Here is a 23,459-nt window from a genome sequence, read left to right as displayed (position 1 = left end):
GCCCGGGGAGGCCGTGCCGCCTAAGCCGCCAGGTTCGGGCGGCCGGCGTTCCCCAGGCCGGCGCGAGGTGTCCGCGGAACCCGGCACTACCCCAGTCACCGGGCTCCGCGGCGTCTCAGCGCCGCCCGGCCAGGGCGGTCAGGGAGCGGGCCGCCGACGCGGCCGCGGTGTTCACCAGGGTGTCCAGCAGCTCCGGGTAGGAGATTCCGGCGGCCTGCCAGATCCGCGGGTACTGCGACGCGGAGGTGAACCCCGGGAACGTGTTGACCTCGTTGAGGACCGGTTCGCCACCGCCCTCGGGCAGGAAGAAGTCCACCCGCAGCAGCCCCCGGCACTCCAGCGCGGCGAAGGCCTGCAGCGCCCGGCACTGCAGCAGCGCGACGACCCACGGGTCGAGCCGGGCCGGGATGTCGAACACCACCTCACCGGCGGTGTACTTGGCGTCGTAGTCGAAGAAGCCGTGCCCGTCGGCGACCCTGATCTCCAGCGGCGGCCCGGCCTGCAGCGTGCCGTCCGGGTGTTCGAGCACCGCCACGTCCACCTCGCGCCCGGCGACGCCCGCCTCGACGAGCACCTTGCCGTCGCACGCGCGGGCCGCGGCCAGCGCCGCGGGCAGTTGCGCCCAGTCGTCGACGCGGGTGACCCCGATGCTCGACCCGGCCCGGGCCGGCTTGACGAAGACGGGTAGCCCCAGACGCTCGCGGTCGGCCGGGGACACGTCGTCCTGGCCGGGCCGCAGCACCACACCGTCGGCCACCCGCAGCCCGTCGGCGGCGAGGATCTTCTTGGTGAACTCCTTGTCCATGCCGGTCGCGCTGGCCAGCACGCCGCTGCCGACGTACGGCACGCCGACCATCTCCAGCAGCGACTGCACCGTGCCGTCCTCGCCGTAGGGGCCGTGCAGCGCGGGGAAGACCACGTCGACCCGGCCCAGTGTGCGCAGCGCGTCGCCCATGCTCACCGGGATGCCGTCGACGTGCCAGGCCCCTTCGCGACCGATGACCACCTCGGTGATGTCGTACCGACCCCGGTCCAGGTGCGCGAGGATGCTCCGCGCGCTCTTGCACGAAACCTCGTGCTCCCCGCTACGCCCCCCGTAAATGACGCCAAGTCTCATCGAACGCTTCCTTCCATGGTGCGGAAAGGAAGGGCACCTTCTACACGGACGTGCGATGTGAAGGTGCCCTTCCTTTCGTGGCGGCGGGGCACGCGGGTGCCGATGCCGGTGAGGATTTCGTGCGGGTTGGTGGTTGCCCACGCAGCCCAGTCGGCGGCGGTGGGTTCGCCGGTGTGGCCGGGGCCAAGCACGGTGACCGGGTCGCCGATGCGGACGTCGGAGTCGCCCGCGTCGATGACGCACTGGTCCATGGCGACGCGGCCGATGATCGGCAATCGCCGCCCCCCAAGCAGGACCTGTGCCCGGCCGTCGACGCCGCGCGGGATGCCGTCGGCGAAGCCGAGCGGGATCAGCGCGAGCGTGGTGGGCCGCTCGGTGACGTGGGTGTGCTGGTAGGAGACCCCGGTGCCGGCCGGCACCCGCTTGGTCATGATCACTTCGGTACGCAGGGTGAGCGCCGGGCGCAGCCCGAAGGCGCGACCGGGCACGGGCTCGACCCCGTACACCGCGATGCCGGCGCGGACCAGGTCGAAGTGGGTGTGCGGGGCGGTGAACACGGCCGCCGAGTTCGCCAGGTGCAGCAGTTCGGGCTCCAGCCCGGCGTCGCGGGCGTACGCCACCGCCTCGGTGAACGCGGCCGTCTGCGCGGTCACGCCGTAGGGCGAGGAGTCGGCGGTGGCCAGGTGCGACCACACGCCGCGCACGGCGAGCACGCCCTCACGCTGGTACTTGCGCGCCCAGGCGACCAGTTCCGGCCAGCCCGCGGCGGTCGCACCGTGCCGTGACATACCCGTGTCGATCTTGAGGTGGACCTGGGCCGGGCGGCCGGTGGCGCGGGCCGCGGCGGCGACCGCGTCGAGCAGCTCCGGGGCGGCCACGGACACGTCGACGTCGGCGGCGGCCAGCGCGGCGAAATCGGTGCGAGGGCTGTGCAGCCAGCTCAGCACCGGCGCGGCCAGCCCCGCGCCGCGCAGCTCCAGGGCCTCGGCCGCGCTGGTCACCCCGAGCCAGGTCGCGCCGCCGGCCAGCGCGGCCCGCGCCACCGGCACCGCGCCGTGGCCGAACCCGTCCGCCTTCACCACGGCCATCACCGCGGCGGTCGTGGCCCCGGCGATCCGTCCGACGTTGCCCTCGATCGCCGTGAGGTCGACGACCGCCTCAGCCAGCTCTCCAGTCACGGTGGGTAGCCAACAGCAGGGGGTGTGAGGGTGCCGAGAGGGATTTCACTAACACTGCGCTAACACCGGCCGTGCATACTTGGCGGTCGGTTCGTCGAGGAGGTGGCGGGGTGCGGGTCCTGGTCGTGGAGGACGAGGAGCTGATGGCCGAGGCCGTCGCCGAGGGGCTGCGGCAGGAGGCCATCGCCGTGGACGTCGCCTACGACGGGGCGGCGGCGCTGGAGAAGCTCTCGGTCAACGCGTACGACGTGATGATCCTGGACCGGGATCTGCCGCGCGTGCACGGCGACGAGGTGTGCCGCCAGGTCGTGGCGCAGGGCCTGGACGTGCGGGTGTTGATGCTCACCGTCTCGGTGACGGTCGCCGAGCGGGTCGCCGGGCTGAGCCTCGGCGCCGACGACTACCTGCCCAAGCCGTTCGCGTTCGCCGAGCTGGTGGCCCGGGTGCGGGCGCTGGGCCGCCGGGCCCGCCCGGCGACGCCGCCGGTGCTGGAGCGGGCCGGGATCCGGCTCGACCCGCACCACCGCGAGACCTACCGCGACGGCCGCTACGTGAGCCTGTCCCGCCGGGAGTTCGCGGTGCTCGAGGAGCTGCTGCGGGCCGAGGGCGCGGTGGTGTCGGCAGAGACGCTGCTGGAGAAGGTCTGGGACGAGAACATGGACCCGTTCACCACCATCGTCCGGGTCACCATCAGCGGCCTGCGCCGCAAGCTCGGCGAGCCGCAGCCGATCGAGACGGTCACCGCCGTCGGCTACCGGATCCGCTGATGGGCGAGTGGCGGGGCAATCTGCGGGTACGCCTGACCGTCGTGTTCAGCCTCGTGTTCGCCCTGGCGGGGGGCTCGGTGCTGGCCGGCGTGCTGATCCTGGTCGACAACGCCATGGAGTACAGCATGGGCATCCTGCTGGCCGACAAGTACCGCGACGGCGCTCCGTTCGACTACACCAGCGCCGGGACGATCAACCCCGGCTCCATCGAGGCCTCCAAGCAGACGATCATGGACTCGATGCAGGCCAACCTGCTGTTCAAGGGCGGCCTGACGCTGCTGGCGATGTGGGTGCTGGCCACGGCCGCGGGCTGGTTCGTGGCCGGGCGGCTGCTGCGCCCGCTCAGCATGATCACCGCGACCGCGCACCGCATCGCCGGGCGCACCCTGCACAAGCGCATCGACCTGGACGCCCCACCCGGCGAGGTGAAGAGCCTCGCCGACTCCTTCGACAGCATGCTCGACCGCCTCGACGAGGCCTTCGCGGGCCAGGGCCGGTTCATCGCCAATGCCGCGCACGAGCTGAAGACCCCGATCGCGCTGAACCGCACCCTGGTCGAGGTGGCGATGAGCCGCCCGGACAGCCCGCCGCAGGTGCACCAGCTCGGCCAGAACCTGCTCGCCGTCAACCAGCGCCACGAGCGGCTCATCGACGCCCTGCTGACGCTCGCCCGCGCGGAGGACGCGGTGACCGAGCGCCGCCTGGTCGACATCGCGGAGCTGGCCGGCATCGCCGCCGACACGACCGAGGCCCTGGCCGGGCGGCTGTCCGTGCAGATCGGCCGCGACCTGGCCCCGGCTCCGGTGACCGGCGACCCGATCCTGCTGGAGCAGCTGATCCGCAACCTGATCGACAACGCGACGCGGTACAACGTCGAAGGCGGCTGGGTGCGGGTGCAGACCATCGCCCGGCCCCGCCATGCCGAGATCGTGGTGAGCAACACCGGCGCGGTCATCTCGGCGTACGAGGTGCCGACGCTGTTCGAGCCGTTCCGGCGGCTCACCGACCGGGTCGGCTCCTCACGCGGCAGCGGCCTCGGACTGTCCATCGTGCGCGCGGTCGCCCAGGCCCACCGGGGCGACGCGGTCGCCGTGCCCCGCCCCGGCGGCGGCCTGGTGGTACGGGTGATCCTGCCCCGCTCCGCGCACCCGCTCGCCGAGCCCGTGATCGTGGCACCGGGGCTGCCCGACCCCCACGACCACCCCTGACCAGCCGACCTCAGCGCAGCACGGGTCGGCCCGACAGCACGGCGCGGTGGATCTCGTCCACGTCGACGTGGCCCTTCTCCAGGAACTCGGGGCGGAGCGCCGCGGCGACGTTCTCGGCGGGGGTGTCGGCGGGGCGCAGCGGGTGGTCGGCGTCGCCGAGGAAGCGGGTTCCCGGCTCCGGGTCGACGTAGATCGCGCCGCGGCCGCGGCCGTCGAGCCAGACCGGGCAGGTCAGCCGGTCCTTCACGACGAGGTGGCCGGCGTCGGTCAGCGAGGTCGCCAGCAGGCCGCCGACGTGCAGCGAGCCGCCGACGAACAGACAGCTGTCCCACAGGCAGACCAGGTCCTGCGCGGTGACGGTGCCGGTGACGTACAGCGACGTGTAGACGTCGAGGTTGCGGAAGCCGACCGGGCCGTGCACGGTGAGGTCGCCGTCGACGACGTACACGGTGTCGTCGTCCTCGCCGGGCAGGTTGCCCAGGGCCAGCGGCCCGTCGACCACGAGGTTGCCGGTATGGACGTAGAAGTGCTCCGGCTCGTCGCCGAACAGGTCCGCCAGGTGGACGCTGTCGTAGCTGGCCTCGCCGAGGTCGTAGCGCTGCGCCGCCTGGGCCAGGGGCACCGGTTCCCAGGAGCCGGGCATGCCGTCGAAGAACATGAGGGGACGGTAGCCGTCCTCTCATGTTCTTCTGCCCGGGGTCGGGTCAGACGAGGCCGAGGCCGAGGGTCAGCGTGCCCGCCGCCAGGGATGCTCCGCCCAGGGGCACGAGCCAGATGAGCTTGTTCGGCTTGGTGTCGCTCGGGCGCACGACGGACAGGAAGAAGCCCAGCGACATCACGATCGGCGGGGCCACCAGCAGGGCGCGGACCAGGGTCTGCGTGCCGGCGCTGTAGCCGGTCTGGTCGAGGTAGGGCAGGGCGACCAGGGCGAAGATCACCAGCACGCCGGCGTGGGCGTGCCCGGCGGTCCACAGTGCGCGCCGGACCGGGTTGTCGAGGTAGCCGGGGATTCGCTTGACGATGCTCATCAGCAGCGACAGCCCGCCGAAGACGATGGTCGACACGGTGATGAGCAGGATGCCCGCGGTGAGCAGGGTGGCGTGGGACATGAGGGCCTCGCTGGGAGTGGCGGATAATGGAGAGCATCACTATCTAGCATGCGCGTGATGCCGTCAACTGCCTTTGCCGCGTGGCCCTTGTTCGCGTGGCTCTTGCTCACGTTGCCGGCGTGGGCGCGGACCGCACCATGACCGTTCGACTTGCCGGGCACCTGTGCGTATCTTGAGAGGCCATTCGCCCAGGTGCCTGGCAAGTCGGTGGATCAAGCGCGGCGCCGCGCCGCGCCGCGCCACGGCTGGCCCAGCCGGGCCGGGCCGCCGCCGTGTCGTGCCGTGTCGGGCCGCCGCCGTGTCGGGTCGGCTGAGTCGTGGAGGGTCAGCGGCCGCCGGAGACCTTGAGGGTCGCGCCGGTGGTGTACGAGGCCTCGTCGCTCAGCAGCCAGACGATGGCGTTCGCGACCTCCTCGGGCTGCCCGGAGCGGCCGAGCGGGGCGGCCGGTCCGAGCCGGTCCGCGCGGCCGGGCTCGCCGCTGCCGGCGTGGAATCCGGTGTGGATCACGCCGGGGGAGACCGTGTTCACCCTGATCCCGGCCGGGCCGAGTTCCTTGGACAGGCCCACGGTCAGCGTCTCCACCGCGGCCTTCGAGGCGGCGTAGTGCACGTACTCGCCGGGGCTGCCCAGCGTGGCGGCGACCGAGGAGACGTTGACGATCGCGCCGCCGGGGCCCATCCGGCGGGCCGCCTCCTGCGCGCAGAGGATCGCGCCGATGACGTTGACCTCGACCACGCGGCGCAGGTCGGCTTCGGACAGCTCGGTGAACGGCCCGATGGCGCTGCTCACCGCGGCGTTGTTGACCAGGCCCGTGGGCGTGCCCAGCTCGGCCTGCGTACGGTCGAACAGCTCGCGCACCTGTGTGCCGTCGGACACGTCGATGCGCACCGCGATCGCGCGCCGTCCCGCCGCGGCCACCTTCGCCACGACCTCGGCCGCCGCGTCGGCGTTCCCGCGGTAGCCGACCACGACGTCATGTCCCGCCGCGGCGAGCTTCACGCAGGTGGCAGCGCCGATGCCGCGGCTGCCGCCGGTCACGATGATGATCCCCATCGGTCCATTAGAACAACCGTCGCGCGACCGTGACAGACCGTGACACTGTCACCGCCGACACACCCGGTGCGCGGGGCGGGCCGGTGCTGCGAAGATGTCCCCACTTTCCGCATGGTGTCAGTTCCGCTGTTGTCGGTGGGCTCTGATAGAACATGCGTATCAAACATGTGTTCGGCGAGGGTGTGGGAGCGCGGTTATGGCGGGACTGTCGACTCAGGAGTTGACGCAGATCCAGGAGACGCTTGCGTCCGGCAAGCGGCCCCGGGTCATGTTCACCGAGGCGGCCGGCCAGATCGCGGGCCAGCTGGGGCAGGTCGTGCAGCTCGACGACCCCGATACCCACGATGAGTGGATCATGGTGAAGTTCGGCAGCGACGTGCTGCCGTTCGCCCCCGGCGATCTCAGCATCCCGCCCAAGGGCGCCACGGGCCGCAAGCCCACGCCCGAGCCGGTGCCGGAGCCCGTCGCCCCGCCCGAGCCCGAGTTCATGATCATCCGTGAGAAGCCCGTCCGTCAGGAGCGACCAGTGTCCGTGAATCCCGAGGTGTCCGAACCGGAGACCCCCGCCGTGGCGCCCGCCCCGCGCAAGCCCGCCGCCGGCAAGGGCCCCAAGGTCAAGCCGCCGGCCGGGCTGACCGTGACGCTGGCCTACACCGAGGGCGAGTGGACGGTCGGCGCGGTCCAGGGCACCAAGGCGCTCGCCAAGCCCTACATCATCAAGGCGCAGGAGGCGCTGAAGATGGTGTCGATGCTCGACGTGCCCGGGGTGCAGGAGGCCGTGGAGCACATCCTGGCCGCCGAGCGGGCCGAGGCCGAGGCGCACGCGCTGAAGCTGCGCGCCGAGCTGGCCGAGCTCGAGGCCAAGTTAGCCGAGCTGGGCGCGGCGGGCGCCTGAGATTCCGTCGACGCGGGGTGGCCATCACGGCCACCCCGCTTCTGTGTGCGTGCCCATAGCGTGCGGGACTGCGCCCTTGATCGTCGGACTTGCCAGGCAAGTGGCGAAAGTGCGTTCAAGATACGCACACGTGCCGGGCAAGTCCGACGATCAAGAGGGCCCTCGGCCGCCGGAGGCGAGCACCGGGGCCGCCTCCTCGGGGATGTGGCTCGTGCCGATGCGCTTGCGGAACACCCAGTACGTCCAGCCCTGGTAGAGCAGCACCAGCGGGGTGAACACCACCGCGACCCAGGTCATGATCTTCAGGGTGTACGGCGTGGACGACGCGTTGTCCACGGTCAGGCTGTTGGTCAGCGGGTCGACCGTCGACGGCAGCACGAACGGGTACAGGTCGGCGAACAGCGACGCCACGGCCAGCGCGATCGCCGCGGCGGTGCCCGCGAACGCCCAGCCCTCGCGGCGGCCCGCCGGATCGGTGCGCGACGGCATCCGGTTCGCGACCAGGCCGCCGACCAGGCACAGCGCGGCGAGCACGGCCAGCACCACGGCCGCCGGGGTGGCCCGGCGCAGCAGGGTCACGCCGAGGAACAGCGCCGCGGCGATCACGGCGAACACGCCCAGGCGCTCGGCCAGCAGGTTGGCCCGATGCCGGATGCCGCCGACCGTCTTCAGCGCGATGAACACCGCGCCGTGGGTCAGGAACAGTGCGAGCGTGGTCAGGCCGCCGAGGACGGCGTACAGGTTGAGCAGGGTGAACAGGCTGCCGGTGTAGTCGTGCTCGGCGTTGAGCGGCACGCCGCGCACGATGTTGGCGAACGCGACGCCCCACAGGAACGCCGGCACCGCCGAGCCGAACACGATGCACCGGTCCCAGCGCCGCTTCCACGAGGCGGCGGGGCGCTTGCCGCGATACTCGAACGCCACCCCGCGCAGGATCAGCGCCAGCAGGATCAGCAGCAGCGGCAGGTAGAAACCGGAGAACAGCGAGGCGTACCACTCGGGGAACGCGGCGAACATCGCGCCGCCCGCGGTGAGCAGCCAGACCTCGTTGCCGTCCCAGACCGGCCCGATCGTGTTGATCATCACGCGGCGCTCGCGCTCGTCGCGGCCGAGCACGGGCAGCAGCATGCCGACGCCGAAGTCGAAGCCCTCCAGCACGAAGTAGCCGATGAACAGCAGCGCGATCAGCATGAACCAGACGGTCGACAGCTCCACGGCGTCCTCCTAGTACGCGAACGCCAGCGGCCGGTCCTCGTCGGACTCGGCCGGGGGCGGCGGGGTGACGTCGGGCAGCCCGGCACGGGCGTAGTGCAGCAGCAGGCCGACCTCGACGACGGCGAGCGCGCCGTAGAGCAGCGTGTACACGACCAGCGAGGTGATCACGTCGCCGGACGAGGCGGCGGGCGAGGCCGCCACCGCGGTCTTCATCTGACCGAACACGATCCACGGCTGGCGGCCCATCTCGGTGAAGATCCAGCCGAAGGAGTTGGCGGCCAGCGGCATCAGCGGCAGCGCGATCATGCCCCACATCAGGAACCGGGTGCTTCGCCGTTCGGGCGCGGGCGAGCGGCCCTTGCGGATGGCCCACAGCGCCCACAGCGCGAACAGCGCCGCCAGCACCCCGAAGCCGATCATGAGGCGGAACGACCAGTAGGTGACCGGGATGTTGGGCGCGTAGTCACCGGGCCCGAACCGTGCCGTGTACTCGGCCTGCAGGTCGTTGACGCCCTGGACTCGGCCGTCGAAGGTGCCGGTGGCCAGGAGCGACAGCACCCGCGGCACGTCCAGCGACCAGACCGGCCGGCTGCCGTCCAGCGTGCCGATGGTGAACAGGGAGAACGGGGCGGGCTGCTCGGTGTTGTAGAGGGCCTCGGCGGCGGCCATCTTCATCGGCTGCACCTCGGTCATGATCTTGCCCTGGACGTCGCCGGTGATGAACAGCAGCGCCATCGCCACCAGCGTGGTCCACGAGCCGAGCTTCACCGCGCTGCGGAACGCGGCCGTGTCCCGCCCCGGGCGGCGCACCAGGTGCCACATGGCCACGGCGGCGACCAGCGCGCCCGCGGTCAGGAACGCGCCCGCGATCGTGTGCGGGATCGTGATCAGGGCGACCTTGTTGGTCAGCACCGCGCCGAAGTCGGTCAGCTCCGCCCGCCCGCGCTCGGGGTTGAGCTTGAAACCGACCGGGTTCTGCATCCACGAGTTCGCCGCCAGGATGAACGCGGCGCTGAGCACCGTGCCGACCGCGACGATCCAGATGCAGGCCAGATGGATCTTCTTGGGCAGCCGCTCCCAGCCGAAGATCCACAGCCCGAGGAACGTCGACTCCAGGAAGAACGCCAGCAGCGCCTCCATCGCCAGGGGCGCGCCGAAGATGTCGCCGACGAAGCGGGAGTACACGCTCCAGTTCATGCCGAACTGGAACTCCTGCACGATGCCCGTCACCACGCCCATCGCGAAATTGATCAGCAGCAGCTTGCCGTAGAACTTCGTCAGCTTCAGCCACTTCTCGTCCCCGGTCCGCGACCAGGCCGTCTGCAGCCCCGCGACGAGGAACGACAGGCCGATCGTGATCGGGACGAAGAGGAAGTGGTACACGGTGGTGATGCCGAACTGCCAGCGAGCCAGGTCCGTCGCGTCCATGGCGTGGAATCCCCGTTCCGAAATCATCCCTTCCGCTGACGATAAGCACAGGTGGTGGCCCGGGAAGCCGACTTTGCGGACCCTGCGTCGAACAACTCCCCGGGCCGTGGACGGCGCATGGCAGGATCGTGGACCGTGAGCCCCTCGACCGACTGGTCCCCGCCTCCGCTGCTGCGCTTCGCGATGCTGCTCGCCGAGGGCGCGGTGCGGCTGCTGACCCGCATGGAGGTCACCGGGGACATCCCCGCGGCACTACGCGGCCGCCCGCTGATCCTCGCGGCCAACCACATCAGCCCGTTCGACCCGGTCGCGGTCGCGGCGGCGTTCCGCAGGCTGGGCGTACACCCGCGGATCATGGCGAACGCGGGGCTGTTCCGCACCCCGGTGATCGGGCCGCTGATGCGCTGGCAGGGCCACATCCAGGTGGACCGGGGCGAGCCTACCGCCGGCAACGCCGTCACCGACAGCGTCACCGCGCTCAACGGCGGCGCACCGCTGATGATCTACCCGGAGGGCCGGATCGGCCTGGACCCCGGCATGTGGCCCGAGCGCGGCCGCACCGGCGTCGGCCGCCTGGTGCTGGCCACCGGCGCACCGGTCGTGCCGATCGCGATCTGGGGCAGCCACGAGGTCATCCCGTACGCCGCGCCCACCGGCATGTGGCCGATGATCTGGCAGTCGCTGAGACACCGGCCGCGGGTGCGGGTCCACGTCGGCCCGCCGGTCGACCTGTCCGGCATCGACGAGGCGCGGCCGGGCGCGGCGCAGCGGATCGCCGACCGCATCATCGACGCGATCGCGGCCGAGCTGGTCCCGCTGCGCGCCGACGAGCCCGACGCGCCCCGCTTCACCGACCCGTCCCGCCCCACCGAGACCCGCCGTGCGAGGCCGCGCACCGCGCGCTGAGCGGCGTCAACCCCGGCGTGAGCGGTAGGCGGCCACCAGTTCGCGGGTGGTGGCCAGGCCCAGCTCCTGGCGTAGGTCGGCGATACGGCGGTTGGCCGTGCGCAGCGACAGGTACTCCGCGGCGGCGGCCGCGGCTATCGTCGCGCCGTCAGCCAGCCGGTCCAGCAGCGCACGCTGGACCGGGGACAGCTGTCGCAGCCAGTCCACTGGGTCGTCGTCGGCCACCTGAGCACCCCTTCAGAACATCTGCGTTCCTGGAAAAGATCGATTTGTTTCGACGCGGTGGTGCGGACATTCTCACCGATGTCGCCCGTTGTTGGCGAGCGGTCAGTACGCGGGCCATCCATCCGCACCCGGCAGTGGCAAGCTTTCCCAGATGGAGACGCCGCAGGGTCACCCCCATCCGTATCTCGCCGCGCCGCCGCTCGCCTTCGCCCATCGGGGTGGCGCGGCGGAGGGCGACGAGAACACCGCCGACGCGTTCGACCGGGCGGTGAAAGCCGGCTACCGGTACGTCGAGACCGATGTGCACGCCACCCGCGACGGGGTGGCCGTGGTGCTGCACGACGCGAACCTGCGCCGCGTCGCCGGCGAGCCGCAGGCGGTCGCCTCGATGACCTGGCAAGACCTGCAGACGGTACGCGTCGCCGGGGCGGCCGCCGTGCCGCGGCTCGACGAAGTCCTCGACGCCTGGCCGGAGATCCGGTTCAACATCGACATCAAGTCCGACGGGGCGGTGGAGCCGACGGTCGCCGCGGTGCACGACCGGGCCACCCCCGAGCAGGTGCTGCTGGCCTCCTTCTCCGACGCCCGCCTGCAGCGGACCCGGGCGCTGGCCGGTCCGGCGTACGCCACCTCGCTCGCGCAGCGGGAGACGGCCCGGCTGTGGCTGTCCTCGCGGCTGGGCCGGCGCATCGCGCTGCCGCCCTCGGTCGTGGCTGCTCAGGTGCCGATCCGCTTCGGCGCGGTGCGCCTGGTGGACCGGCGGTTCGTGAACCACGCGCACGCGCTGGGGCTCCAGGTCCACGTGTGGACGGTCGACGATCCTGCCGTGATGGAGGGGTTACTTGATCTCGGTGTGGATGGCATCATGACCGATCGCATCGACGTGTTACGGGAAGTTTTCACGCACCGGGGCCTTTGGAAGGACCACGCATGACCGCTGATGTCAGCGCACCCCCCGCGCCTGCTGAGGGCTATGGCGAGAGCACCAAACGCGAGCGCGTCGGCTGGTACTTCTACGACTGGGCGAACTCGGCGTTCTCCACCACGGTCGTCACCGCGTTCCTCGGGCCCTACCTGACCGCGATCGCCGAGAACGGGGCCGACGCCGCGGGTGACGTGCACCTGCTGGGCATGTCGTTCAAGGCGGGCTCGCTGTTCGCGTACACCACCTCGCTGTCGGTGCTGTTGCAGGTGCTGCTGCTGCCGGTGGTCGGCGCGATCGCCGACCGGGCGGCGCGCAAGAAGATCTGGCTCGCGGTCTTCGCGTACATCGGCGCGGGCGCGACCTGCGGCCTGGTGTTCCTGACCGGCGACCGCTACCAGCTCGGCGCGGCGCTGTTCTTCATCGCCAACCTGTCCTTCGGCGCCAGCATCGTGGTCTACAACTCGTTCCTGCCGCAGATCTCGGACGAGAACGAGCGCGACGGAGTGTCCAGCCGCGGCTGGGCCTTCGGTTACCTCGGCGGCGGCCTGCTGCTGCTGCTCAACGTGATCGTGGTGCTGATCGGCGGCGAGGAGAACCAGGGCGAGATCGCCCGCTGGTCGCTGGTGTCGGCGGGCGTGTGGTGGGCGGCGTTCACCACGCTGCCGCTGCTGTGGCTGCGCGACCGGCCGTCCCCGGCGGGCACCGCGCGCGGCTCGGTGCTGATCGACGGCTTCAAGCAGCTCGGGCACACGCTCAAGGAGATGCGGGCGTTCCCGCTGACGCTGTTCTTCCTCGGCGCGTTCCTCATCTACAACGACGGCATCCAGACCGTCATCGCGATGGCGGGCACGTACGGCTCCAAGCAGCTCGGCTTCGACAACACCGTGCTCATGCCGACGATCCTGATGGTGCAGTTCCTGGCGTTCGCGGGCGCGATGCTGCTCGGCAAGCTGGCCAAGCGCTACGGCGCGTGGAAGACGGTGCTCGGCAGCCTGGTCGGCTGGACGGCGATACTCATCGCCGCGTTCTTCCTGCCGTACGGCCAGGCGGTCCCGTTCGTGATCCTCGGCGGCGCGATCGGCATCGTGCTCGGCGGCAGCCAGGCGCTGAGCCGGTCACTGTTCAGCCAGCTGATCCCGCGCGGCAAGGAGGGCGAGTACTTCGGCCTCTACGAGATCTCCGACAAGGGCACCAGCTGGCTCGGGCCGCTGCTGTTCGGCCTCGCGTACGACCTGACCGGCTCGTACCGGATCGCGATCATCTCGCTGATCGTGTTCTTCGTCGCCGGGTTCATCATGCTGCTGATGGTGCCGATGGCGCGGGCCATCGCCGCGGTCGGCAACACGCCCCCCGAGAAGCTCTGACCCGGCCGGCGACAAGCGGAATCGCAGAGATGGATTCCCGATTGCGGTGGGGCAGCCACTAGGCTGCCCCACCGTGACCGCTGTTGACGAACCCACCATCGCCCCGGCGTACTTCCCGCACGCCGGGGACCGCCGACTGCGCCACGGCGCGGCCCTGAAGTTCTTCTGGGGCCCGATGAACTGCGGCAAGTCGACCCTGGCCCTGCAGATGGGCCACAACCACGGCCGCCAGGGCCGCCGCGGCCTCGTGCTGACCCGTAACGACCGGTCCATGGGTCCGCAGGTGACCACGCGGATCGGGCTGGCCCATGCGGCCGTCGAGGTCACCGACGACCTGGACATCATCGCGCTGGTGTGCAAGGAGTGGGGCGACGGGGCCCGCATCGACTACCTGATCTGCGACGAGGCGTGCTTTTACACCGTCGAACAGATCGAGCAGCTGGCCGACCTGGTCGACTCCTACGACGTCGACGTGTACGCCTTCGGTCTCGCGACGGACTTCCGCTCGTACCTGTTCCCCGCGGCCCAGCGGCTGTTCGAGCTGGCCGACGAGGTGAACCGGCTGCAGGTCGAGGTGCTGTGCTGGTGTGGTCGGGAAGGCCTGCTCAACGCCCGCGTCGTCGACGGGTCGGTGGCCCGCGAGGGCGAGCAGGTCGTCATCGGTGACACCGCCGCTGCCCAGGCCGAGGTCCGCTACCAGGTGCTCTGCCGCCGCCACCACCGCACCGGCGACCTGGGCGGCTAGCCGCGGGCTGACTCGGCTAGCCGTGCTCGGGCAGCGCAGCCGGGAGCTGCTCGTCGGCGTCCCGGAGGGCGATCACGAGGACACCGGCCGCGACCGCGGCGACGGCCGAGAACGCGACCAGCGCGGGCAGGAGGTAGGAGATCTCGCCGTACTTGGCGGCGAGGACGGTGGTCCCGCCGGTGAGGGCGAGCGCGCTCACGCCCACGGCGAGCGCGGCGGCTGCGGCGGCGGGCCGGTGCAGCCGGACGCAGGCCGCCACGGCGAGGGCCCAGGGCAGCGAGTACAGCAGGACATGCGTCGCGATCTTCATGGTCAGGAAGTCCCGCTCGACGATGCCGAGCACCGGCAGGACGGCGACGGCGACCGTCGCGGCGAGCAGCAGCCCGCGCCGCCAGGGACCGTCCACGGCGGCGGGCCGCCACACGCCGCTGCGGCGTACGACGGCCAGGCAGGCCAGCGTCGCGGCAGCCGCGCTCGCGGCCATGACCAGGGCCAGGGCGCGGACCTGGCCGAGGTTGGCCTCGGGGATGCCGTTCATGCCGATCATCGGCCGCCAGTGCCGGGCCGCCCACACCCCGATGGCGCACAGCTGCGCCGCCGTGACCGCGCCCGCTACTCCGACCGCCCCGGTGAACCGCGGCTGCCGCCCGGCTGTCAGAAGTAGCCCGCAGAGCACCAGCAGGCCCACCAGGATCTTGTGGTGGGCCGTGTACAGCGTGCCGGTGTTGGCCGCCCACAGGCCGCGCCCCGGCACCGCCATGACGGCTGCGGCCGCCCCGGCCGCCGCGAGCACGATCGCGGCCATGGCGATACGGAACCCGGGCGAGCCTTCGTGCCGGACACTATCGATCATGGCGACCTCCGTCGATGGATGCGCCCATCTTCGCGGATCGCGAGGACTCCGGCAGCCCCGCCCACCCGCGCGGCACGGGTGCGGTGCGGCCGTCGCCACCCGGGACCTCGCGTGGCGGGTATGCCGCCGTTTCGGCCCGCGGTGTCCCTGAGGTCGGTCACTATGGTGACGAAACGGACTTTGTGAGGTGACGCGGGATGTCCGAGCGCGAGCCGGCGGACGACCAGCCGCCCGGCGACGCCCAGCAGGAGCGGCCCGGCCGCGCCGAGCGCGACGTGTACCGGATGAAGGTGCAGGAGCTGCGCGCCCTGCTGCGCGAGGCGGGCGTGCCCGGGACCTCGCACATGCACAAGGACGAGCTGGTCCGCGAGCTGGTCAAGACTATGCACTCCGACCAGCGCGCCCGCCCCATGGCGAAGGTCGCCACGGGCAAGAAGAGCGTGGTGCCGCCCGACGACGGCGCGCCCGGCTCGAAGGTGCCGAAGGCGCAGCGCCCGGCCAAGCGGGTCCCCCCGGCGGCCGAGCCGATGCCGCCCGACGAGCACGGCGACGTGATCGACATCCTGCTGGTGCAGCATCAGCAGCTCGGCGACCTGTTCGACGAGCTGGAGGGAGCGCGCGGCGCGCGCCGCCGGGACCTGTTCGCCGAGCTGGTACGCCTGCTCGCGGTGCACGAGAGCATCGAGCAGTTGCTGGTCCACCCGCTGGCGCGGGCGCGGCTGGCCGATGGCGACGCCGTCGTGGACGCCCGGGTCGAGGAGGAGGACCAGGCCGAGCAGGACCTGACGGAGCTGTACGAGCTGGGCCTGGAGCACGACGACTTCGCCGACAAGCTGGCCAACCTGCGCGACGCCGTGATCGAGCACGGTGAGCTGGAGGAGGAGGAAGAGTTCGACGCGCTGCGCGAGCAGGTCCCCGCCGAGGAGCTGAGCCGCCTGGCGGCGATCGCGATGGCCGCCACCGACGCCGTCACCTCTGCCGACGACGCCGCCGCGCCCGACGAGATTTTCGCCCTAGCCCGCGAATCCTTCCCCGAACCCTGACCCGCCGCCCGCCGCCCGCCGCCGCGCGGGCCGCTCGCTTGATCGTCCGACCTGCCGGGCACCTGTGCGTATCTTGACCGCGCTTTCGCCCGTGTGCCTGGCAAGTCGGGCGATCTCTGCGCGCGGGGTGGCGCGTGCGGAACGCAGAGTAATTCATCGACATCTATTGACTTCGGAAGGGTCCACAGTAAAGTCTGTTTCTTGAGAGCGCTCTCACGCCCTGAACCGTCCCACCCCCGAAGGACTCGACGTGAGACTCACTGCGCTGACCAGCGCGGCGGTGCTCGCCGTGGCGCTGATCGCCCCCGCACCCGCCTCCGCCGCCCCGACCACCGACCCCACTCCCGGCATGGAGCAGGCACTGCAACGCGACCTGGGCCTGACCGCCGCCCAGGCCCGCATCCGCCAGGCGCACGAAGCCGGCGCGCCCGTCGTCGAACGCGCCGTGCGCGCCAGGCTCGGCAGCCGCTTCGGCGGCGCGTGGTACTCGCCCGAGGACGGCCGGCTCAAGGTCGGCGTGCTCGACGAGGTCGCCGCCGAGCAGGCCCGCGCCGCGGGCGCGCTGCCCGTACGCGTGGCACGCACCGAACGGCAACTCGACACCGCGAAGGCGGCATTGGACCGCAAGGCCGGTGCGGCCGGCTCCGACGTGCACGGCTGGTACGTCGACGTCGCCGCCAACACCGTGACCGTCAGCGCGACGAGCGAGGCCGCCGCGCGCCGTTTCGTCACCGCGAGCGGTCTACCGGCCGCCGACGTGCGGATCGTCACCGGCCAGGCTCCGCGCCCGCTGTACGACATCCGCGGCGGCGACCAGTACGTCATCAACGGCAACACGCTGTGCTCGATCGGCTTCTCGGTCAACAACGGCGGCTTCGTCACCGCGGGTCACTGCGGCGGCGCGGGCAGCCCCACGCTCGGCTACAACAACGTCAGCCAGGGCACCTTCGCCGGGTCGTCGTTCCCCAACAACGACTACGCCTGGGTGCGCACCAACGCCAACTGGACCCCGCGGCCCTGGGTCAACAACTACGCGGGCGGCAACGCCGCCGTCGCCGGGTCACAGGAGGCCGCGATCGGCGCGTCGATCTGCCGCTCCGGCCGCACCACCGGCTGGCGCTGCGGCGTCATCCAGGCCAAGAACGTCACCGTCAACTACTCCGGCGGCCGGACCGTGTACGGCCTCACCCAGACCACAGCCTGCGCCGAGGGCGGCGACTCCGGCGGCGCGTGGCTGAGCGGCAACCAGGCCCAGGGCGTCACCTCCGGCGGCTCGGGCAACTGCTCCACCGGCGGCACCACCTTCTACCAGCCCGTCAACGAGATCCTCGGCGCGTACGGGCTCACCCTCACCACCACCGGGGGCGGCGGTTCGACCAGCCGCATCATCGGCTGGCAGGACAAGTGCATCGACGTGCCGAACTCGAACTTCGTCGACGGCCAGCGCCTGCAGCTGTGGGACTGCAACGGCACCAACGCGCAGAACTGGACCTTCCCCGGTGACGGCACCATCCGCACCGTCAACGGCCTGTGCATGGACGTCGCCTGGGGTTCGACCGCGGCCGGCGCGGCGATCCAGATCGTCGGGTGCAGTGGCAACCCCGCCCAGCAGTTCGTGCTCACCGGCGCGGGCGACCTGGTGAACCCGCAGGCCAACAAGTGCGTGGACGTCACCGCCTGGGGCGGCACCGGCACCCCGCTGCAGACCTGGGACTGCACCGGCTGCGCCAACCAGAAGTGGCGTCGCGGCTGACCGATGCCACCGGCCCGCGTGCGGCACGACGGCCGCGCGCGGGCCGGCTCAGCGACGGGGCACACCCGCCCCGTCGAGCAGCTCGTGCAGGGTCGCGGCGTCGAGCGCGGGATTCGCGGCCGCAAGCGGTGCCCGGTCCGTGCCGAGCAGTTCGCGCAAGCGGTGGGCGGGTAGTCGCGGGTGGACGATCGCGGCAGTCGCGACCTGGTCGTCCGGGTCGGACAGCAGAGCGTCGACCAGGTCTTCGGGCACCTCAGGGCCGAGCAGCGCCAGCAGCCGCACGGCCGGGTCCGGGTCGCGGGCGAATCGGGTCAGCCCGGCGACCGGGAAGCCGGGCAGCGTCGTCAGGTGCCACCGGTCCGGCCCGTCGTACTCCAGGTAGCAGCGCAGCAGCAGGGCAGGCGGCGGAGCCGGGTGGCAGAGCGCCAGCCGCACGCGTACCCCCTGATCGGGATCTTCGGCCAGCCGGGCCGCGACCGCCTGCGGCAGCCCGGGTTCGCGCGCGGCACTGCGGCGCAGCAGCGGGTTCACCGAGTACGCGTGCGCGATGGCGACCGCGGGCTCCGTCAGAGGTCCGGGTTTGATCCGGTTGAAGGAATCGCGTGGCCAGCAGTCGACGATGATCGCGGCCCGTTCGGGCTCGCCGAGACCCGGGTGCGTGGACACCGCGATGCGCACCGTCTGCACCGGGTCGGCGGCCAGCCGCGCCAGCTGGTCGGCGGTGAGGTCGTCCCGGCGGGCCGCCGCGCCCCGCAGGCTCTCCTCGGGATGGGACACCAGGAGCTCCACCACGTCCGGCGGCAGATACGGGTTGAACGACAGGAAGGACAGGTCACTCGGGTCGTTCCCGGCTGTCAGCTGGTCGAGCACCGCCCGGGACAGCCGCCGGGTCTGCAGCAGCAGCGAGTGGTAGTGCCCCCGGTGCGGGGGCATGTCGGCGGGTTCGATCACCTTCGTGTCGTACGCGGTTACCCTGGTGATGGCCGCACGCACCTGCGGGTCGGGATCGTTCTCCAAGGCGTGCCACTGCTCGTCGGACAGTGCACGGCGGTAGCCGCAGGCGGCGGCGCGGATCTCGGGCAGCGGATGGGCGGCCGCCACCGCGCACGCCCGCTTGGCGGAGTGGGTGAAGACCAACTCGTCGAGCAGCTCGGCCGACGACAGGATCTCCGGTGGTGCGGCGAGCATCCGCCGGAGCACGGCGTCAGGCAGTGGCCGCGGGCTCGTCCCGGGTGGCCACCGCAGGGGTTCGCGGATCAGCGCGATGGCGGTCTTCGGGTCGGGGTGGTCGAGCAGCCGCGCCCGCTGTGCCGGGTCGAGGTGGGGATTGCGGCCGATGTGCCGGCGCACCTGGCGGTCCGGGTGGGTCAGGACGGCGTCGAGCAGCTCAGCGGGCAGGTCGCGTTCGGTGCACAGGGCTTCCCAGCAGGACTGCGCTTCGACGGCCAGCAGACGCAGCAGGACGTCGGCGGGCGCTCCGGCGTTCAACGCCACTCCGCGCAGGATCTGCTCGTGCACCCGGCTCCCCTCGCGCTGATCTCAGCGGGCCAGTGTCGCATCCGGTTCCGGTTCGCGCTGCCCTGCGGCGAGGTCCAAGGAGGCCGTAAAGGCCGGGCAGGGCACTGCGCGTAGTACATGCGAGAGTTCCTTACCCCCGGCCACAGGTGGTGTCGATGGACGATTTCGGCGAGTTCTACGCGGCGCGCAAGGACGCCGTCTACCGGGCGCTCCTGGTCGCCACGCGCGGGCAGCCCGGTGCCGAGGACGCCGTCGCGGAGGCGTTCACGAGGGCGTACGCCCGCTGGGACGTGGTGCGGGCGCATCCGAACCCGACGGCGTGGGTGCTGCGCACCGCGCTGAACGAGCAGCGGTCGTGGTGGCGGCGGCTGCGCCGGGAGCTGCCGGGCGACCCGCCGGACGTCGGCGGGGTCGCCGACCGCGCTCCGGGCGGGCTCGACGCGCGGCTGCGTGCCCTGGTCATGGCGCTGCCCACCCGGCAGCGCGAGGTGGTGGCGCTGCGGCTGCTGGCCGATCTGTCGGCCGAGGAGACCGGCCGCACGTTGCGCATCGGCGCGGCCACCGTGCACGTCCACCTGCATCGTGCGCTGGCGACCCTGCGTTTCCGACTCGCCGCCGCGACGGGCGACGGCTCGCTGGTCCGGGAGGAGTTGTGATGACGGAACTCGACGACGAGCGGCTGGCCGACCTGATCCGCGAGGCGCACCGGGACACGTTTCTGGCCGTCCCGCTGGCCCGGGTGACCGGCGTACGGGCGCGGCGCGTGTTTCCGCTGCTGATGGTGGCGACGGGTGCAGTGGCTGTCCTGGTCACCGTGGCCGTTCTCGGCGCGGCCTGGGTGCTGCTCGGCGGCGTGGCGCGGCCCGTGCAGCCGGCGGTGCCGTCGGAGTCGGCCGCGCCGACGGGCAAGCCGCCCCGGCCCAGCAGCAGCGCGACCACGGCGCGGGGGCGCTGCGCGGACTTCGCCGCGCCGGAGCTGGCCCAGGAGGGCCTGACGGAGCTGCCGCCGCTGCGTTTCGAGGTGGAGCCGGTGCCGGGACGGCTGCGGCTGCTGGTGTACGCCGACGACAGCGGCAGCATGGCCTGCTGGCTGGGCGAGGAGCAGCACTCGGTGCAGGTCGGCGCGTCCGACCTGACTACGGCGATGCGGCCGTCGTTCCCGCCGGGCCGGCTGAGCAACGCCTCGTCGGCGTACGGGTCCGACCCTGCGGCGGCGTACACCTTCGGGCGCGCGCCGGTGGGCGTGACCCGGGTCGAGGTGCACTTCCCGGGCGGGGTGGTGCGCGAGGCGCAGGTCGACGGGGAGTGGTATCTGCTGACCGGGGCAGGTCAGGAGTCGTACGACTTCGCGGACATCACGAAGATCGTCGCGGTCACCCCGGACGGCCGGAAGGAGCTGCCGGTGGAGCACGGCTGACGGCGTACCCGGCTGGTCAGCCGACCTGGCGATCTCATGGCACACTGTCGCCTCGCGGACAGTTCATGTTTCGCGTTCACCCCCGGACGAAGGACCCCCCTCGTGGATCTGGCCACCCTGCAAGCGCAGCAGACGCTGTTCATCAAGCAGCGCTTCACCATGATGATCAACCGGTACGAGGTCACCTCGGTGCAGCCCGACGGCACCCCCGGCGCGCAGCTGGCGTTCGTCGAGCAGAAGCGCATGGCCTTCAAGGAGCAGGTCACCCTGTACCGCGACGACAGCAAGACCGGCGTGTTCGCCGCGTTCAAGGCCCGCAGCGTGATCGACCTCGGCGCGACCTACGACGTCACCGACGAGAACGGCGCTCCGATCGGCCTGTTCAAGAAGGACTTCGCCAAGTCGCTGCTGCGTTCGACCTGGCATGTGGAGCCCAACGGTGGCGCGCTTTTCACCGGCCAGGAGCGCAGCCTGGCCATCGCGCTGCTGCGCCGCTTCGCCGACCTGACCTTCTGGCCGTACCACTTCGACTTCGTGCGTGACGGCCAGCCGGTGTTCTCGGTCATGAAGAAGTTCGCGCTGGTGCGCGACAAGTACACCGTCCAGATCCACGACCCGGCCATCGACCGCCGCCTGGTCGTGGCGATGGCGGTGGCGCTGGACGCGCTCCAGGCGCGCTGATCCCGTACCGCCCGCGTGGGGGCGTCGGCCGCGGCCGGCGTCCCCACGTCCGTATGCAGCGTGTTTCGGCGGTGGCCGAATAGCCTCGACCGCGGCGTCGCGGGCGAGCATCATCCCTGCGGGGAACCGGCGCACGGTCGGGCGCCACCGGGGTCCCGCCGCGGCGCCCGACCCTCGCGGGCTTGGCCGCAACGGGGGAGGCCAATCCCGCGCGCCGGGACACGCCGCAGCCGCGACGCCGGCCGCGGTCCGCGCCCACCCGAGCGCCGGGAGGAGACGACCATGCTGCGGATTCATTTCACCGCGCAGGACCTCTCCCGGGTCCGGGTCGTCCGGCTCAGTCCGCTGGCACTGGCGCAGCTGGCCGCGCCCGCGCTGGCGGCCCGCGACGCCGGTCACCTCTACGGGCGGTGGCGGGCCGACGCGAAGGCACGGCTGACCCCGCGGGCGGTGCACACGGCGGCCTGGCTGTTCCCGTGCGGCGAACTGCCGGTCGATCTGATCACGCTGGCCGGGGTGGAGGCGACACGTCGCTGGATCAGCGGACCCGGGTGCTGGTCTATCCCGCGGTGCGCGACGTGCGGCAGGCGGCGCGGATCTGGGGCGAGCCGGCGGGCCCCTCGCACGCCTCGCTGGCGGCGCTGCTGGGCCGGACCCGGGCCGCGGTGCTCGAAGTGGTCGCGGCGGGCCCGGTGAGCACCGGCGCGCTCGCCCGGCGGGTGAACGTGTCCGCGCCGAGCGCGAGCCAGCACGCCACGGCGCTGCGCGCCGCGAACCTGATCGCCTCGCAGCGCGTCGGAGCGTCGATGCTGCACTCGGTCACCCCGCTCGGCTGGTCGCTGCTCAACGGCGTCACCGTCGGTGACGAGCTGCCGCTGCTGCGGTGAAGATCGCACGTCAGGTCAAGGTTCGGTAACACGGTCGGACATATATGACATATCGGGCGGCTACCTGTTGAGTAACCGGGCACGGCGTCCTACTTTTGATCGCCAACGACCCGTTGAGCTGCGCCCCGAGCGGCTCGTCATGCGGCGTTGTCGATGCGAGGGGTCCCGCATGCTCAACGATGAGGCGCTCGTCGAGCGCTGGCTCGGGCCCGGCGGGCCGGAGTTGCAGGCCGAGGTCATCCGCCGGTTGCGGGCGGGCGAACGCCTCGACGGCCTGGCCCTGGACCGCATCGACGGCCGCTGGGACCTGCGCGGTCTCGGCGCGCCCGAGCACCGCGCCGCCGAACCGGACAGCACCACCCGCCAGTCCGGCGGGATGTCGTTCACCTTCGAGTTCTCCGACGTCGCGGCGACGCTGGAGTTCCAGCGAGCCCGTCTGGTCGACCTCGACCTGCGCGGCGCGCACCTGCCGCGGCTGCGGCTGTTCGGCTGCGTCATCGACAACAGCCTGTTCGACGGCGCGCACTGCGTCGGGCTGCGGATGTGGGCCACCGACGTCAGCGACACCTCGTTCCTCGCCGCGGACCTGGCCCGCTCGTCGGTCGGCGGCTGGTACGCCGGGCGCGGCAACCGGCTGCGCGACGTCGACTTCCGGCACGCCGACCTGTCCCGGCTCGGCTGCGGCGTCGCCTCGTTCACCGACGTCGACTTCGCCCACGCCCAGCTCGAATGCACCAACTTCTGGCAGGCCAGCCTGGTCCGCTGCCGGTTCGCCGGGGTGCTGCGCGAGGTCGTCTTCGACGGCCGGGTCCTGGAACCCGAGCGCGACCTTGGCCCCAACCCGATGCAGGACGTCGACATGCGCGGCGTGACCGCGTTCGACGACGTCGACTTTCGCGGCGTCAGCTTCGACCGGGTCACCCTGCCCGACCACCCGGCCCTGGTCGTGGTCCGCGGCGTGGCCCGGGTCGAAGCGGGCCTGCAGCGCCTGGCCGACCGTGACGACCACGCCGCCCAGGAGGCCCGCGGCCGCCTGCAGCACCTGCGCAAGTTCATGGGCGTCGCCGGCGGCGCCGACCAGGCCCTCATCGACATGCGCACCCTCATCGACCCCGAAGCCGCCCTCCTCCTCCGCGTCCTCCTCACCTGACGCCCCACCCCCCGCCGCAAC

Annotated in this window: 24 protein-coding genes; 14 read left to right on the top strand and 10 right to left on the bottom strand. The window is 72.0% G+C overall.

The window, feature by feature from the left end; all coding sequences use genetic code 11:
- Positions 1 to 115 precede the first annotated feature (115 nt).
- Positions 116 to 1,117, bottom strand: a complete 1,002-nt coding sequence (locus ACFQO7_RS34285) for a D-alanine--D-alanine ligase family protein (RefSeq protein ID WP_376810279.1) — start codon at positions 1,115 to 1,117, stop codon at positions 116 to 118.
- Positions 1,114 to 2,295 carry an alanine racemase gene (alr, locus tag ACFQO7_RS34280; protein ID WP_376810278.1) on the bottom strand — a complete coding sequence of 394 codons (1,182 nt, stop codon included), beginning with the start codon at positions 2,293 to 2,295 and terminating at the stop codon, positions 1,114 to 1,116. Before alr ends, ACFQO7_RS34285 begins: the two co-directional genes overlap by 4 nt.
- Positions 2,296 to 2,405: 110 nt before the next feature.
- Here alr and ACFQO7_RS34275 point away from each other — a divergent pair, with 110 nt between their 5' ends.
- Complete coding sequence (locus ACFQO7_RS34275) at positions 2,406 to 3,062, top strand: response regulator transcription factor (protein ID WP_376810277.1); 657 nt, start codon at positions 2,406 to 2,408, stop codon at positions 3,060 to 3,062.
- A complete protein-coding gene (locus tag ACFQO7_RS34270; protein ID WP_376810276.1) occupies positions 3,062 to 4,270 on the top strand; it encodes a sensor histidine kinase in 1,209 nt (402 codons plus the stop codon). The genes ACFQO7_RS34275 and ACFQO7_RS34270 overlap by 1 nt, the downstream gene beginning before the upstream one ends.
- A gap of 10 nt (positions 4,271 to 4,280) precedes the next feature.
- On the opposite strand, the gene ACFQO7_RS34265 is transcribed toward ACFQO7_RS34270, so the two are convergent.
- The 3 genes from ACFQO7_RS34265 to ACFQO7_RS34255 form a co-directional block, all read right to left on the bottom strand.
- A complete protein-coding gene (locus tag ACFQO7_RS34265; protein WP_376810275.1) occupies positions 4,281 to 4,928 on the bottom strand; it encodes a hypothetical protein in 648 nt (215 codons plus the stop codon).
- 46 nt (positions 4,929 to 4,974) lie between these two features.
- Entirely contained in the window at positions 4,975 to 5,379 is a 405-nt protein-coding gene (locus tag ACFQO7_RS34260) for a hypothetical protein (protein WP_376810274.1), read from the bottom strand.
- Between the two features lie 325 nt (positions 5,380 to 5,704).
- Positions 5,705 to 6,433 (bottom strand): SDR family oxidoreductase, encoded by a 729-nt coding sequence (locus tag ACFQO7_RS34255; protein WP_376810273.1) that lies wholly within the window; start codon positions 6,431 to 6,433, stop codon positions 5,705 to 5,707.
- A 196-nt stretch (positions 6,434 to 6,629) separates the two neighbouring features.
- On the opposite strand from ACFQO7_RS34255, the gene ACFQO7_RS34250 reads away from it, so the two are divergent.
- Positions 6,630 to 7,328: a hypothetical protein gene (locus ACFQO7_RS34250; RefSeq protein ID WP_361052119.1), complete on the top strand. Its 699-nt coding sequence runs from the start codon at positions 6,630 to 6,632 to the stop codon at positions 7,326 to 7,328.
- Between the two features lie 150 nt (positions 7,329 to 7,478).
- Here ACFQO7_RS34250 and cydB read toward each other — a convergent pair whose 3' ends face one another.
- Entirely contained in the window at positions 7,479 to 8,543 is a 1,065-nt protein-coding gene (gene cydB, locus ACFQO7_RS34245) for a cytochrome d ubiquinol oxidase subunit II (RefSeq protein WP_376810272.1), read from the bottom strand.
- A gap of 9 nt (positions 8,544 to 8,552) precedes the next feature.
- Positions 8,553 to 9,971 carry a cytochrome ubiquinol oxidase subunit I gene (locus ACFQO7_RS34240; protein WP_376810271.1) on the bottom strand — a complete coding sequence of 473 codons (1,419 nt, stop codon included), beginning with the start codon at positions 9,969 to 9,971 and terminating at the stop codon, positions 8,553 to 8,555.
- 117 nt (positions 9,972 to 10,088) lie between these two features.
- Between ACFQO7_RS34240 and ACFQO7_RS34235 the strand changes: the two genes are divergently transcribed.
- Positions 10,089 to 10,877 carry a lysophospholipid acyltransferase family protein gene (locus ACFQO7_RS34235; RefSeq protein WP_376810270.1) on the top strand — a complete coding sequence of 263 codons (789 nt, stop codon included), beginning with the start codon at positions 10,089 to 10,091 and terminating at the stop codon, positions 10,875 to 10,877.
- Positions 10,878 to 10,883: 6 nt separating this feature from the next.
- On the opposite strand, the gene ACFQO7_RS34230 is transcribed toward ACFQO7_RS34235, so the two are convergent.
- Positions 10,884 to 11,102 (bottom strand): hypothetical protein, encoded by a 219-nt coding sequence (locus ACFQO7_RS34230; protein WP_230686784.1) that lies wholly within the window; start codon positions 11,100 to 11,102, stop codon positions 10,884 to 10,886.
- 151 nt (positions 11,103 to 11,253) lie between these two features.
- Between ACFQO7_RS34230 and ACFQO7_RS34225 the strand changes: the two genes are divergently transcribed.
- The 3 genes from ACFQO7_RS34225 to ACFQO7_RS34215 all read left to right on the top strand — a co-directional run bounded on the left by ACFQO7_RS34225 (position 11,254) and on the right by ACFQO7_RS34215 (position 14,136).
- On the top strand, positions 11,254 to 12,036 hold the full coding sequence (locus ACFQO7_RS34225) for a glycerophosphodiester phosphodiesterase (protein ID WP_376810269.1): 783 nt from the start codon (positions 11,254 to 11,256) through the stop codon (positions 12,034 to 12,036).
- Positions 12,033 to 13,391 (top strand): MFS transporter, encoded by a 1,359-nt coding sequence (locus ACFQO7_RS34220; RefSeq protein ID WP_376810268.1) that lies wholly within the window; start codon positions 12,033 to 12,035, stop codon positions 13,389 to 13,391. The genes ACFQO7_RS34225 and ACFQO7_RS34220 overlap by 4 nt, the downstream gene beginning before the upstream one ends.
- 97 nt (positions 13,392 to 13,488) lie before the next feature.
- A complete protein-coding gene (locus tag ACFQO7_RS34215) occupies positions 13,489 to 14,136 on the top strand; it encodes a thymidine kinase (RefSeq protein WP_376810309.1) in 648 nt (215 codons plus the stop codon).
- Between the two features lie 16 nt (positions 14,137 to 14,152).
- Here ACFQO7_RS34215 and ACFQO7_RS34210 read toward each other — a convergent pair whose 3' ends face one another.
- The gene (locus ACFQO7_RS34210) at positions 14,153 to 14,989 is read right to left on the bottom strand and encodes a hypothetical protein (protein WP_376810267.1); all 837 of its coding nucleotides are present in this window, start codon (positions 14,987 to 14,989) and stop codon (positions 14,153 to 14,155) included.
- Between the two features lie 197 nt (positions 14,990 to 15,186).
- Here ACFQO7_RS34210 and ACFQO7_RS34205 point away from each other — a divergent pair, with 197 nt between their 5' ends.
- Together ACFQO7_RS34205 and ACFQO7_RS34200 are read left to right on the top strand one after the other, a co-directional pair.
- Complete coding sequence (locus ACFQO7_RS34205) at positions 15,187 to 16,032, top strand: hemerythrin domain-containing protein (RefSeq protein ID WP_376810266.1); 846 nt, start codon at positions 15,187 to 15,189, stop codon at positions 16,030 to 16,032.
- Between the two features lie 250 nt (positions 16,033 to 16,282).
- Complete coding sequence (locus tag ACFQO7_RS34200; RefSeq protein WP_376810265.1) at positions 16,283 to 17,785, top strand: ricin-type beta-trefoil lectin domain protein; 1,503 nt, start codon at positions 16,283 to 16,285, stop codon at positions 17,783 to 17,785.
- A 48-nt stretch (positions 17,786 to 17,833) separates the two neighbouring features.
- Here ACFQO7_RS34200 and ACFQO7_RS34195 read toward each other — a convergent pair whose 3' ends face one another.
- Positions 17,834 to 19,303, bottom strand: a complete 1,470-nt coding sequence (locus ACFQO7_RS34195) for a hypothetical protein (protein ID WP_376810264.1) — start codon at positions 19,301 to 19,303, stop codon at positions 17,834 to 17,836.
- Positions 19,304 to 19,458: 155 nt separating this feature from the next.
- Between ACFQO7_RS34195 and ACFQO7_RS34190 the strand changes: the two genes are divergently transcribed.
- The 5 genes from ACFQO7_RS34190 (at position 19,459) to ACFQO7_RS34170 (ending at position 23,438) form a co-directional block, all read left to right on the top strand.
- Entirely contained in the window at positions 19,459 to 19,959 is a 501-nt protein-coding gene (locus ACFQO7_RS34190) for a sigma factor-like helix-turn-helix DNA-binding protein (RefSeq protein WP_376810263.1), read from the top strand.
- A complete protein-coding gene (locus ACFQO7_RS34185) occupies positions 19,959 to 20,720 on the top strand; it encodes a hypothetical protein (protein ID WP_376810262.1) in 762 nt (253 codons plus the stop codon). Before ACFQO7_RS34190 ends, ACFQO7_RS34185 begins: the two co-directional genes overlap by 1 nt.
- 159 nt (positions 20,721 to 20,879) lie before the next feature.
- Entirely contained in the window at positions 20,880 to 21,401 is a 522-nt protein-coding gene (locus tag ACFQO7_RS34180; RefSeq protein WP_376810308.1) for an LURP-one-related family protein, read from the top strand.
- A 551-nt stretch (positions 21,402 to 21,952) separates the two neighbouring features.
- Positions 21,953 to 22,288: an ArsR/SmtB family transcription factor gene (locus ACFQO7_RS34175; protein ID WP_376810261.1), complete on the top strand. Its 336-nt coding sequence runs from the start codon at positions 21,953 to 21,955 to the stop codon at positions 22,286 to 22,288.
- Between the two features lie 169 nt (positions 22,289 to 22,457).
- Entirely contained in the window at positions 22,458 to 23,438 is a 981-nt protein-coding gene (locus ACFQO7_RS34170) for a pentapeptide repeat-containing protein (RefSeq protein WP_376810260.1), read from the top strand.
- Positions 23,439 to 23,459 lie beyond the last annotated feature (21 nt).

Source organism: Catellatospora aurea (genome assembly GCF_042663325.1).
GTDB lineage: Bacteria > Actinomycetota > Actinomycetes > Mycobacteriales > Micromonosporaceae > Catellatospora > Catellatospora aurea.
The sequence above is the reverse complement of the archived record's forward strand: the minus strand, read 5'-3'. Positions and strand labels throughout refer to the sequence as shown.